Source organism: Candidatus Arsenophonus nilaparvatae (genome assembly GCF_045346035.1).
Lineage (GTDB): Bacteria > Pseudomonadota > Gammaproteobacteria > Enterobacterales > Enterobacteriaceae > Arsenophonus > Arsenophonus nilaparvatae.
Genome location: NZ_CP158507.1, coordinates 1,541,189 through 1,554,149, shown reverse-complemented (window position 1 = coordinate 1,554,149; position 12,961 = coordinate 1,541,189). Strand labels below are relative to the sequence as shown.

Below are 12,961 nucleotides of genomic sequence, written 5' to 3'. Positions count from 1 at the left end.
TATTTATGTGCTGAATCATGATTGCATCGTTTGTGATTAATATTGTTTTGAAATTAATTGTTACATTTTAAATAAGGAGTTGAAAAACCGTTTCATTTATTGTTGAAAATAGTTAAACGAACAGAGGAAAAAAACATGTACTTCATCGATTATAACTCATATCGTTCAGTCAAAAGTTTTAACCGTAGGATTCGTTTTCTTGTTATGCATTATACGGCTTTAAATTTTCAAGCTTCAGTTACTGCATTAACGGGTAATAGTGTTAGTGCGCATTATTTAGTACCAGATCCAACTGATAAAACTTATCAGGCTGCTGGTTTTAATGATGTCAGAATTTTTAATTTGGTAGATGAAAATGAGCGAGCATGGCATGCGGGTGTTAGCTTATGGGCTGGACGATCAAATTTAAATGATACGGCGATAGGAATCGAAATCGTCAATGAAGCGGGTTATGCTAATGGAAAAATGATTTTTCCGCCGTTTAATGATAAACAAATTGATGCAGTAAAAGAATTAGCATTAAATATTATTCAACGTTATCCAGATATGTCACCAACGAATATTGTTGGCCATTCAGACATAGCCATTGGTCGTAAAAGTGATCCAGGCGCTGCCTTTCCATGGAAAAAACTTTATGACGCCGGAATTGGTGCCTGGTATGAAGAAGACATAAAACAGAAGTATATGGAGCAATTCAAAAATAAAATACCGGCAAAGGCGGAGATTGTTAAAAAACTAAAGTCCTATGGCTATGATGTATCTCAGGCAGCCAATAATAATGACTATATAAAATTGATCAGAGCTTTTCAGCTACATTTTCGGCAATCAAATTATGAAGGCATAATAGACGTTGAAACTGTGGCTATTCTTTATGCTTTAGTAGAAAAGTATTTTCCTTAATCGTTTATTAAGATTTAGCTTATAAAAAACTATCATTTAATTCTGATGGTTTTTTATATTTAAACATAACAACCCATTGAAAGTAAGTGAAAATTTTTATTAAAATAAATGCTATGTTAATTTTGAGAGTTTTAAAATATGGCTAAACCGATATAGGTCAGTTAAGTTCTGATTGGATTTTAATATAAATATTCTTTTACTATAATAATTATTTTTTAGAACTAACTATTAATATTTTATCTGTAAAATACCGTTTATTAAACTATATTTACCGATAAATTCATTAAACTTTCATTCTTGTACTCAATAAAATGTATGCTAATTAGCCACCGTAATAATATGCTCTTATATTTTATGATTTAAGTTGTTACTTTATTTTTATAACCAGCCCTAGGGGCTGGTTTTTTTGTATTATGATTATGCTTTTGGTTACCAAGTCGGCTCAATTATTACTTTATATTATGGATAATCGCCATTTAAATCGTTCAGATTTTCATCATCAATTTCTAAGTTGGTATCATTATTGCTATAAACTGGACTGCCTGAATTATAGGTTTTGGGGGTAATGTCAGTGTTAGGTATAGCTGTAGGATCAGTGAGGTTGGTACTATTATGGACATTTGTTGCGGCATAAATATCTAAACTTTTTTTGATTGCCATATTTGTTGTTTTGTAAGCCTCGTTGTTAGCACTTTGTGTAGTAGTCAAAATTTTATCAATGTTAGTAACCCCGGTTTCTAAGGTTTTATTGGTTATATTATTAGCAAAATTCAGGGTGGGTGTTAGCAATTGCTCATTATGTGTTATTGTACTGCTATTAAGAGCGCTATGCGCAAGTTTAAAACTTTCTTGGACAGTATTTTTCATTAAATCCATACTTTCGTTAAAAGCGTATTTAGCGAAGTCAATATTTTGTTGTGCCATAACATAACCTTGAAAATAATTTTTGTCCACAATCGAGTTTATCCCCTCGTAATTATGGAATTGATCGTTATTGTGACTATAAATACCAGTAATTTCACTCGAGGGATTGAACTGTCTATTGTTGGCTATTGCCGTCATCAAATGACAAGCAAATAAGATAATAATGGATGCTTTATACAATAATTTCATAAACTAGCTCCTCACGATAGAAATTATTATTAAGTATAGTTTAATTTAACATTAATTTAACATTTTGACCTATTATTCAAAAAACAGTCGGGCTACTTGATTTTTACCCTGAATAGAATAATGTAACCAATTAATAGACAAAAAATTTTGTAACAAATTTTGGCTATTGGATGTTATGGTTAATAAAACACTTTATTTAAATAGAGTTAGCTAACTAAAGATAACCATATTCATAATAATATCTCTCTTTCATAACCAGCAATATGAAAGAGAGATATGATGCACATTTGTTATAAATCGATAAATAGTGCTTAATAATAATGGCTATCCTTGGTATCCATTTGCAATTTCATCTTCTGTAACACTATCAATATCACGATTATTATTGGTGGAAGTTGTACCAGCACTATTGTTAATAATAGCTCCAGCATTATTGGCTGGATCAGCAATCGTAAGAGCACGATTAGTAGCAGAATTTGCCAAATTTAGACCTTGATTAGTAGTAGAATTCACAAGCTCTGAACTGGCATTGGCGGTATTACCAGCTATATTTATGCCATTATTAACAGAGTATCTTTAACTGCATTTATCGTTGCTTGGGAAATAGTCCTGTTTGAATCAAAAGTCTCGTTAAGTACTGTGTCCGCTGCCTGAAATGCTGTGTCGAGAATACGATTAGCCGTATTTAGGCTACCGTCAGCAGTGTTCTTCACCACGCCTAAGGTTTTATCCATCATTTTATTGGCAGAATTTAACCCAGCGTCAAGAGCATTGGTAGCCACGATTAACCCTTGAGGACGAGTGTTAGTTCCATATTGTACTTTTGAAACTTTAGTAGAGAATTCGGTTGTTTTATCAAGAACATCACTAGCAAATTTTAAACCGCCATTAGCAGCAGATTCAACCATATTAAGTGTTTTATAGGTGATATCTGCCGCCATTTCTAGCCCATTTTGCGTAGTTTTTTGGACCAAATTCAAACCGCTTTCGGTTGTTGTTTGATTAGCACTTAAACCTGATTTAGCGATATTGTCTATAAGTTTGGTGCCATTATTGACGACCGACTGACTGAACTGATTGGCAGCGGTGTTTGCTTTTTGAACTGTGTTATAACTTGCTTTTACCGCATTATTGGCAACATTTGAACCAGTTTGAAGAACTGGGTTTATAAGATGCTCATTGTTGTTAGGCACTGGGTTTGTTTGTGAGGTAACGTCAGCTATAGTAGCGGTAGAATTAAGTCCGATTAGTATTGTGATAATAGTATATGTTTTTAATAATGATTTCATAGTTTATATCCTCGAGAATGAAAATCATTATCAAGTATAGTTTATTTTTAACAATTAATTAACATTAGGCTGATTTTATAAATTTAATCTGCATCTCACCATTAAAATAGAGTGATTATTTTTTACTAATATGGTTAATAATAATTAACAAAATGAGACTGGCAATAAATGGAACAATTAATGGTCAAGTCAATCATTTAATATAATATTATGTGTATTACCTTCAACATCATGTGTTAAGCAATGGCGTTTGCCATCTTCAACTCCCACGACAATTTTCTCGCAAGCATATATGGCAGTAGGACTGGTCATCGCATGGCAAATATTAACTAGATTAAATTTTAAAACGGATATAATAGTCAAAATTTTAAATAAATATTTCATGGTTATTTTTAGTAGATATAAAACCGCAATTTTAAATTAACCAAATGATATTACAATATATTTTATGAAATAATGACCAATTTATTTATTGAGTTGTCTTATTAGAATTTTATATCATTTTTTACTATATATGATTGTCAAAATACTTAAAGTTTATCTAATTTAAATCGCATAGTGAGTATTCTGTAATGCTAAATATGATAATGTCTTTGGCTGATAAAAAACATGGCTAATTTTGAAGTAGCTAACGTGTACAAGGTTGAAGTTTAAGCTGTAAAACTGTTTGCGATAGCTGTAGTTGATTTATTGCAGCAAATAATATCGCTACAATCAAGCTTAATAATAAATTCTCCCATGACAAAAAATACACCTACAAGTTCAGGTAATTTATTGGTTATGCATAGTAAAAATATAAGATAAAATAATTTTTAATATAAATTTAGTAAATAGAGATATAATAAGATTTTTAACATAAAAATTTTGATTATTAGCTAATTATGACGAGAATAAATGTAATCCCGCCTAGTGAATTATGTGATCAGCACTTGTTAGCTGAACATAGAGAATTAACTCGTATACCAAATTATATTGTTAAAAAAGAAGGCAATGTTACATTGTCTACGTTAACTTCATATACCTTAGGAAAGGGACATGTCATATTTTTTAGGGATAAATTGCTATTTTTGCATTGGCGATATACATCACTACATCAGGAATGTCTTAAGCGGGGATTTTCTGTTATCAATAAATGGCCTGAAGAGGTGAAAAACTATTCTCATTTATGGAAAAATTATCAAATTACTGAGCTAGACATTATAATTAATAAGGCTCGGATAGATGAAAGAATGCCATTAAAACCACGATTCACGCCTTATAAAAAATGATATTATTAAGAAAAAATTGAATTAGGCTTGATATTAATTTTTTTCTATAAATATTGAAATAATAGACGTTTGGTTTGAATAAAATTAGATTTTTTGGATTGAGGATTTTATAGAATATTTTAAATTTGATTTTTAGATATAAGATAACGCCCCTTTTTCAGATCATAATCTAATAAAGGGGCGTATTACTCGGTGGATACTCTTCAGTATTCATTTAATCATCCCATTTTGGGCTCATCATTGCGGCGAAAATGCCAGATGCGCAAATCAGGCCGAGAATTAGTAAAAACATGATATTCTCCTTATTTTTAGTTAATGCATTTCGATAGAAATACCTCGCTAGAATGAAAGTTAAATGCCATTATTTGGCCGAGTAATTCTAGTCAAATAGTGACAAGATAAAAAGTAGTATTGTACTTAAAACATAAGTTATTTGATTTTGTTGAGGTTTCATTTAATTTTTTTCGTTTTAACAAAGAATTTGGTGGTACAAAATTTCAGAGCCGCCCTCTTTATGTGATTAATTAGGTGCTTTTAGTGATAAATACTGTTTATTCTTGTTATCGAAGTAATATCATGTTGTGTGGTGGGTAACTAAATTAAATTGCGCTAGAAATAATAGTTACAATAGATAAAACTAGTTCATAAAAGATTACCAAAAGGATTATATCTTTTCCTAATATTCTAGAAATTTATTACTAATACTAAAATAATATTAAATAAATAATGTATTGATAATATAAATTAAAAACTTATTAATAATATAATAAATATTTAACGGTTTTTCTATGAAAAAATAAATTAATAATTTAATAAATTAGTTATAATAAATTTAAATATATAATTAATGGTTTTATACAGCTAAATATAAAAATACATTTAGAAAATAAAAGTATAAAAATAAACTTGAAGCAGAAGTTGCGGAAAATGAAATTTATATTACAGTTAAGCATTATATTTATTTTAGCTAACATATCAAGTTATATTAGTAATTATAATTAATTAGTTGATTATTCTATATGATTTTTCTTGAGCTGAAACTTAGGTTAAATGATTTCTACAGTTATAAAGTTAATATTAAATATAACGACTATCATCTATCAAAATATAAAGATAATTTGATTATTAGTAGTTATTATCGTTAAGATTTACTGGATACTGACATAATTGATCATGTACATTAAAACTCAGTGAATTGACAAATATCTTTTTATCTCTTTGCTATATTGCAGTTTGTAGCTAATCATAATTCTCACTTTTAAAATAAAAAGGTTACCTAAACAGGATGTTTATGTTACATTTTAAGGAGTTTTGCTGCTTAGTAATGTTATTATTTTTTAGTAAAAGAGTGAAATTTATACCAATAAAAGGGTTGTTTTTAAAAAAGGTTTAGTATTATTTATTAGTGTATTTGATTTATTGGACAGTTTTTATTAATACAGATAAGGGGAAATGTTTTGACGGAACTGATAGACAATTTTAATAATATTCTCTTGAGTGGTGTATTAATCTATTTATTGCTTGGAGTAGGTATCTATTTTACGTTAGGCACTGGTCTTATTCAATTCCGCCATTTTGGGCATATGTTTACTATACTGAAGAATAGTAATAAATCAGATAGTTCAGGTATATCTTCCTTTCAAGCTTTATGTACAAGTCTAGCAGCCAGAGTTGGAACTGGAAATCTAACGGGTGTTGCTATTGCATTAACTGCTGGAGGACCAGGTGCTATTTTTTGGATGTGGCTTGTTGCTTTAATTGGTATGGCGACCTCTTTTGCTGAGAGCACCTTGGCACAATTATATAAGACAAAAGATGATCAAGGGAATTATCGTGGCGGCCCCGCTTACTATATGGAAAAGGGCCTTAAAATGCGTTGGATGGGGGTACTTTTTTCTATCTTTCTCATTATCGCTTTTGGCCTAGTATTCAATTCTGTTCAAGCTAATTCAATTGCACAGGCAACAGCAGTAGCTTTTGGTTTTAACCCTCTTTACGTAGGAATTGTGCTTGCAATAATTTGTGGCATTATTATTTTTGGTGGTCTACGTTCAATTGCTCGAGTGGCAGAATTCGTTGTTCCTATAATGGCAATCGCTTATTTGATATTAGCATTTTGGGTAATGAGCAATAATATTGAACGTTTACCAGATGTTTTTTTACTAATTATTAAACATGCTTTTGGTTTACAGGAAGCAGTTGGCGGCGTAGTTGGTTATGGGGTTGCGCAAGCGATGACACAAGGGATACAGCGCGGCTTATTTTCAAATGAGGCAGGTATGGGCTCAGCGCCGAATGCTGCAGCTGCTGCTTCACCTTATCCACCTCATCCGGCATCGCAAGGATATGTACAAATGCTAGGTGTTTTTATGGACACTTTAGTGATCTGTAGTGCAACAGCAATTATTATTATCTCTTCTGGTGCATTAGATAGCGCTGATGCCACTATTAGTGGAATTGAATTAACACAGCGAGCTCTTTCTTCAGCTGTTGGCGATTGGGGTGCAATTTTCATTGCAATAGCTATTTTCTTCTTTGCTTTTACTTCAATTATTGCAAATTATGCATATGCAGAAAGTAATATGGTATTTTTAGAAAAGAACCATACTGCTGGATTGTATATTCTCAGACTTGCTACTTTGGGAATGGTTATTTTTGGCTCAATGGCAGAAATGCCCTTAGTTTGGAAATTAGCTGATCTCTCTATGGGTTTGATGGCGTTAACAAATCTAATTGCAATATTGATGCTTTCAGGTATCGCGTTTAAACTTACTAAAGATTACAATCAACAACGCAAAGCTGGCAAATTACCCACATTTGATATAGATGCTTATCCTGAGATTAAAAAACAGGTAGAAGATGGTATTTGGGAAAAGGACAATTTAAAGCAATGGAATGAACGAGAAATTAACAGCTAGTTAATATAATAAAAACCTTCGTATAAGAAGGTTTTTATCGCTATATTCATCTAAATCTTTATTTACTTTTTTATTAACAAATCTATTTGAGTGAAAATTAAAATGGAATGCATCTAATGCAGTAGTTTGATAAAATAAAATAGTATATTTTTTATAAATCATTATCTGTCAAACGCTGGTTTATTCCGTATTGTATTATAGTTAATTTTATAATATTAGTGTCGATTTATTATTGTCCAAGAATTGGTATATTTTTATTCGAATTTTATATATTTTTTATATTTATAGTTTATTATATATTTATTATTATAAATAGTATGGTAATTATTTGTACTTAAGAGAGAGCTCATATTGAGCATTAATAAAAGATGCTAAATTAAAATAAAGTAGCTGTAGATTTATGTCATTTTACCTTAGCATCTAAAATTACCCTCCTTTTTAATGGATTATTGATTACAGTTTTGGTTAGTTAACACCAGTTTGATTAACATATTATTTCCACTGGTTAACTATTTGATGACTTTTGGTAAATCAAATGTAGTGGTTCCTTGATTTCTAATTTAATATTAGGGTTTTGCCGAAAATCGTAAGGTGTGATACCAAATTCTTTACGAAACATATAGGTGAAATGAGATTGCGAGCCAAAGCCAAAATCCAACGCAATATCAAAAATGGCTTTGGAACTATTTCTCAGAAGATTAACGGCCTTGGCAAGTCGACGTTGTCGAATGTATTTACCAAGTGAAATTCCGGTGATCTCTTTAAAAATTTTTTGCATATGCCAAAGAGAATAACCTGAGTAGGCGGCAAGCTCTTCCAGGTAGATTATTCTTCCTATGTGTTCTTCGATCCATTTACTTAATTCGTAAACAAGTGCTAAGTGGGTATCTTGTAGCATTGTGATATCATACTAGTTATTGGTTAAAGAAGTATACACAACTTTTTTTAGGGATGACAAAGTCCTAAAGCTTAATGTTTAAATAATTTATATAAAAATTTATGTTAATCTTTAAAAAAGATCAGTTTATCTCTTTATAAGTGGGTGTTTAAGCCATTTTTTATCTATAATAATTTTTTTTAACTTTTACAGCTAACTGACAAACAGCATGTAGCATAAATTAATAAAAAGATTTTATTGATTTCAGCAATGACGCTATGGTTACTTTAGTAAGTGACTTGATTTTTATACAGTGACATATTAATTGTTTTTTATCATGTGGTATTAAAAATATGAAAAGGGTTAGATATTGAAAATAAAAAAAAATAGTAATTGCGACACTGATCGTTTTACTCTGCTTATTTTTATATTTAGTCGCATTAGACAGTTTTTGTGACCAGGATCAAAATGGTGGGAATTTCACCATCGGCATTTGTAAAATAACTGGTTATTTGCCATTTTAACTAAAATTAATAGGGTTTTAATTTTATTTAATGATTTAATATAGGCTTAAAGAAAAATTAATGTTTTAATTAACAGTTTTGACATGCGCTTTAATTAAGGCTTGCATCGATAAAAATATTAGGAAATTAGAATAAAATGAAGGTTTAATTATGGCGGAAGAAGTTGGGCAAACGCTTAAGCGCGGGTTAAAAAACAGACATATTCAATTGATTGCACTTGGTGGGGCTGTTGGAACAGGCCTTTTTTTAGGAATTGCACAAACTATAAACATGGCAGGGCCATCTGTTTTATTAGGTTATGCAATTGGTGTATTTATTGCTTTCCTGATTATGCGTCAATTAGGAGAGATGATTGTCGAAGAACCTGTAGCTGGTTCTTTTAGTCACTTTGCTTATAAATATTGGGGCCATTTTGCTGGTTTTTTATCTGGCTGGAACTATTGGGCAATGTTTATCTTGGTTGGTATGGCTGAGCTGACTGCAGCAGGTATTTATGTGCAATATTGGTGGGATATCCCAACCTGGATTTCAGCTGCAATCTTTTTTATCGCTATCAATCTTATCAATTTGACCAATGTACGTTTATATGGTGAAACAGAATTTTGGTTTGCAATAATCAAGGTGTTCGCAATTATTGCGATGATTATTTTTGGCTGCTATCTGTTAATCAGTGGAAAAGGTGGCCCACAAGCATCGGTATCAAATCTTTGGCAATATGGAGGATTCTTTCCTAATGGGATTGCTGGATTGGTAATGGCGATGGCAGTTATTATGTTTTCTTTTGGTGGATTAGAGCTCGTTGGCATAACAGCGGCGGAAGCGGAAAATCCAACACAAAGTATTCCTAAAGCGACTAATCAAGTTGTTTATCGTATTTTAATTTTTTATATTGGTTCTTTATTTGTATTGCTCTCACTGTATCCTTGGATAAATGTAGTTAGTGGCGAAAGCCCGTTTGTGCTTATTTTTCATGACATAGGCGATAAATTTGTTTCTAATTCTTTGAATATTGTCGTTTTAATTGCAGCATTATCAGTTTATAACAGTGGAGTATATAGTAATAGTCGCATGCTTTATGGTTTAGCAAAACAAGGTAACGCCCCACATTTTTTGAATATCGTGACTAAGCGTGGTGTGCCTATTGTCTCAATTGCTATTTCAGCTTTAGCAACATCAGGTGGTATTTTAATTAATTATTTATTAGATGGTAAAGCGCTAGAATTACTAATGTCATTGGTTGTGACAACCTTAGTAATTAATTGGATTATGATTTGTATATCTAATTTAAAATTTAGAGCGGTAAAAATAAAAGAAGGTATTGAACCTAAATTCAAAGCATTATGGTATCCATTTGGTAATTATCTCTGTTTAATTTTTTTGCTTCTTATTTTGGTTATCATTTTACTGACTGATGGAATTCGTATTTCAGTTATTCTTATGCCATTTTGGGTTCTGTTTTTATGGATAGGATTTTTACTCACAAAATTTAGAAAACAAAATAGAGCAAATTGATAAAATAGTAACTAATTACCCTGGTTTAAACCAGGGTATAAGTATAACACTTAAAAATTTATTGCCATTGCCAGCGTATCCAAGCAAAAAATACATTACCGTTATTATATGTTCCAGGAACATATGTTGCTTGGATTGAGAATTGTTTATATTCAATAGAAGCAATCGGAAGTGGTAATGGGATCGGTATATACCAGTATTCATTTCTGGCCGTAACGCTTAGTGTAAAACCTGCTCCTATACGAAATTCATCAAGCTCACTTGGTCGCCAAATTTTTTGAAATCCATATCCGACTATGGGTTGTACTTTATTATGGGAATCAGTAAAAGCCATAGCATAGATAGAATGCCAATTTCTATTTTGATCAAAGCGGTATTTTCCAATACCTAATCCCCAAGGAGTTTCATTATATCCAGAAATTTTTTTATTATCATAAGTTAATCGATTATGCCAAATTAAAAAAGGTAGATAAATTTCGTACTGATTAGAATTCCAAGTTTTATTAATATTATAAGTGAATCTTTCGCTAAGAGAGAAAGGTTTATTACTTTTTGTATCAATGGGGTTAGAATATTTAGATATTGCTATTGTATAAGCTGTAAATATGCAGCTGGAAACTAATATACTAACTTTGATAATATTAATAAATAGTTTTTGATTCATTCTGAATTTCAAAATTCAGCTATTGTGTGATAATATCCATATTCCTCTAATATGGTTAAAAGTGTAGAATTGATTAGATATAATTAAATTTTTTATTTTAGTATTGTAACTAATAATAAAGTAAAAATGAAAATAGTAAAGTAATTTACTCAATATTAAAAATAGAATTAATTATTACCGATTGATATAGGAAGTTTATAAATATAATTTTATATCAAGCTATTTTAGGATGGATAATGTATAACTTATTAAAATTATTGAATTAGTAATTGATATAGTTAAGGGGACCTATATATTTTTTATTGTAATTTTTTTATTTTCTTGATAGAAAATAGAGAAAAAGGTTTTTCGCTGTTAACTTTTTTAAAGTGACTAATAGCACTAAAATATAAAATAGTTTGTTATTGTAAATAAAGTATGTAATAGCATAAATATAAGCGGTAATAATATATTGCTTAATATCCATTTGTGTTATTAAAAAATCAATTTATGGTCTCAAAGGAAAAAAATGGCAAAGATCACAGGTGCGGTAAAATGGTTTAGTGAAAAAAAAGGTTTTGGTTTTATTACACCTGAATGTGGTGGCAACGATGTTTTTGTTCATTATACTGCTATTTTTGGTAATGGTCATAAAACATTGATAGCAGGTCAGAAGGTAGCATTTGATATTCAAGAAAGTTGTAAGGGTTTCGCTGCTAATAATGTAATGATTATTTGATTATTACTAAGATGATAAGTTATGAATTACTCAATTGTAAAATAATTTATTTGATTGGCTATATTGATATTTTATTGATCTTGAATATAACAGCATGAGGGTTATAGCTAATAATAAATTGAATTTTGCTATATTGTATATTATGTGTATTATTTTATTATTGTTAATAAATTTTTTGTATTGCATTATTATTGTTATCGAAATGTAAGGTTCAATATAAATACTAGTCATGTTAAATAAAACAATTTAATCGTCTTTCATTATTTAATACTCATTGATTTGAATTCATAATTTTCTATTTTTTCGTCATGTTGTTTTTTTGAGGACATGTTAAAAAAAGGAAATACAAAGCTATAATTAGTAGCAAATGAGATAAAAAATTGTTATTATACAAAAAGTAAAGTTAACTTAATATCAAATATTTACTATAACGTATATGATTAAAATGCACTTAAGTAAAAAAGAACTAATATTTGTTAGTTAATTATAAAAATAGCACTAGCGTTAAAAAGAAATTGGAGTTTTAACTATGTTATGAAAAAATTTTTATGGGTTTTAATTATGATGCAAGTTTTATTCTCCTCAGGATGTTCTGATGAGAAGTCTAAGATTGAAGCATACAAAAATAATTTTGTTAAGCATTGCATAAATTCTGCAAGTGGTACTGAAGATAAAATAAATACTATTACTGATGTGTGTAATTGTGCCTTTGATAAAATAGTTAAAAAATATGGTATGAATAAGTTTATACAATTAGATAAACAATTAAAGGATAATGGTTATAGTCCCCCAGACATTGAGCAAGATATGGTAAGTATTGTTAAGTTTTGCTTGTCAGAGTTAAAGGAAAGCACACATTAATTTTATATCTTGGCGCTGTTAATATCATTTTGATTAATCAGCGCTTTTATAAAAATTAAGTTAAATATAAAATTTAATGACATTAAATTTATTCTAGCTATTTTTAAAATCCCATATTATTTTCCATTGTTAATTTTAAAATTATTGCAAATATGAATTAGAAAAATTTTTTCTGCTAGATTTAGATAAATATTTCATATTATATAGATTGTTTTTATTTTGTTAATGTTAATTTAAAAAAAAGTACATCTATTTTTTTTGAAATAAAATTTTTAAAATTGAAATTTATAGCTTATGCTTATAATTAATAAATTAAC

At 29.6% G+C, this 12,961-nt stretch carries 13 protein-coding genes; 7 read left to right on the top strand and 6 right to left on the bottom strand.

What is annotated here, in order from left to right:
* Positions 1–135: 135 nt before the first annotated feature.
* The gene (locus tag WH390_RS07470; RefSeq protein ID WP_032114836.1) at positions 136–900 is read left to right on the top strand and encodes an N-acetylmuramoyl-L-alanine amidase; all 765 of its coding nucleotides are present in this window, start codon (positions 136–138) and stop codon (positions 898–900) included.
* A 459-nt stretch (positions 901–1,359) separates the two neighbouring features.
* Here WH390_RS07470 and WH390_RS07465 read toward each other — a convergent pair whose 3' ends face one another.
* The 3 genes from WH390_RS07465 to WH390_RS07455 all read right to left on the bottom strand — a co-directional run bounded on the left by WH390_RS07465 (position 1,360) and on the right by WH390_RS07455 (position 3,302).
* Entirely contained in the window at positions 1,360–2,013 is a 654-nt protein-coding gene (locus WH390_RS07465) for a hypothetical protein (protein ID WP_032114837.1), read from the bottom strand.
* Positions 2,014–2,337: 324 nt separating this feature from the next.
* Positions 2,338–2,496: a hypothetical protein gene (locus WH390_RS07460; RefSeq protein ID WP_187290933.1), complete on the bottom strand. Its 159-nt coding sequence runs from the start codon at positions 2,494–2,496 to the stop codon at positions 2,338–2,340.
* A gap of 68 nt (positions 2,497–2,564) precedes the next feature.
* Positions 2,565–3,302: a hypothetical protein gene (locus tag WH390_RS07455; protein ID WP_032114839.1), complete on the bottom strand. Its 738-nt coding sequence runs from the start codon at positions 3,300–3,302 to the stop codon at positions 2,565–2,567.
* An 881-nt stretch (positions 3,303–4,183) separates the two neighbouring features.
* On the opposite strand from WH390_RS07455, the gene WH390_RS07450 reads away from it, so the two are divergent.
* Positions 4,184–4,570, top strand: a complete 387-nt coding sequence (locus tag WH390_RS07450; protein WP_032114841.1) for a pyrimidine dimer DNA glycosylase/endonuclease V — start codon at positions 4,184–4,186, stop codon at positions 4,568–4,570.
* 214 nt (positions 4,571–4,784) lie between these two features.
* On the opposite strand, the gene mgtS is transcribed toward WH390_RS07450, so the two are convergent.
* A complete protein-coding gene (gene mgtS, locus WH390_RS07445; RefSeq protein ID WP_148305538.1) occupies positions 4,785–4,862 on the bottom strand; it encodes a protein MgtS in 78 nt (25 codons plus the stop codon).
* A gap of 1,165 nt (positions 4,863–6,027) precedes the next feature.
* Between mgtS and WH390_RS07440 the strand changes: the two genes are divergently transcribed.
* Positions 6,028–7,488, top strand: a complete 1,461-nt coding sequence (locus WH390_RS07440) for a sodium:alanine symporter family protein (protein ID WP_032114842.1) — start codon at positions 6,028–6,030, stop codon at positions 7,486–7,488.
* A 505-nt stretch (positions 7,489–7,993) separates the two neighbouring features.
* Here WH390_RS07440 and WH390_RS07435 read toward each other — a convergent pair.
* On the bottom strand, positions 7,994–8,386 hold the full coding sequence (locus tag WH390_RS07435; RefSeq protein WP_032114843.1) for a helix-turn-helix domain-containing protein: 393 nt from the start codon (positions 8,384–8,386) through the stop codon (positions 7,994–7,996).
* Positions 8,387–8,751: 365 nt separating this feature from the next.
* Here WH390_RS07435 and mgrB point away from each other — a divergent pair, with 365 nt between their 5' ends.
* Both mgrB and WH390_RS07425 read left to right on the top strand, forming a co-directional pair.
* The gene (gene mgrB, locus WH390_RS07430) at positions 8,752–8,889 is read left to right on the top strand and encodes a PhoP/PhoQ regulator MgrB (protein WP_072012850.1); all 138 of its coding nucleotides are present in this window, start codon (positions 8,752–8,754) and stop codon (positions 8,887–8,889) included.
* Positions 8,890–9,039: 150 nt separating this feature from the next.
* Positions 9,040–10,401, top strand: coding sequence for an amino acid permease (locus WH390_RS07425; RefSeq protein WP_032114844.1), 1,362 nt, complete (start codon positions 9,040–9,042; stop codon positions 10,399–10,401).
* A 58-nt stretch (positions 10,402–10,459) separates the two neighbouring features.
* On the opposite strand, the gene pagP is transcribed toward WH390_RS07425, so the two are convergent.
* The gene (gene pagP, locus WH390_RS07420) at positions 10,460–11,065 is read right to left on the bottom strand and encodes a lipid IV(A) palmitoyltransferase PagP (protein WP_032114845.1); all 606 of its coding nucleotides are present in this window, start codon (positions 11,063–11,065) and stop codon (positions 10,460–10,462) included.
* A 508-nt stretch (positions 11,066–11,573) separates the two neighbouring features.
* On the opposite strand from pagP, the gene WH390_RS07415 reads away from it, so the two are divergent.
* Together WH390_RS07415 and WH390_RS07410 are read left to right on the top strand one after the other, a co-directional pair.
* Complete coding sequence (locus WH390_RS07415; protein ID WP_032114846.1) at positions 11,574–11,783, top strand: cold shock domain-containing protein; 210 nt, start codon at positions 11,574–11,576, stop codon at positions 11,781–11,783.
* A 534-nt stretch (positions 11,784–12,317) separates the two neighbouring features.
* On the top strand, positions 12,318–12,644 hold the full coding sequence (locus WH390_RS07410) for a hypothetical protein (RefSeq protein WP_032114847.1): 327 nt from the start codon (positions 12,318–12,320) through the stop codon (positions 12,642–12,644).
* The last annotated feature ends 317 nt before the right edge of the window (positions 12,645–12,961 follow it).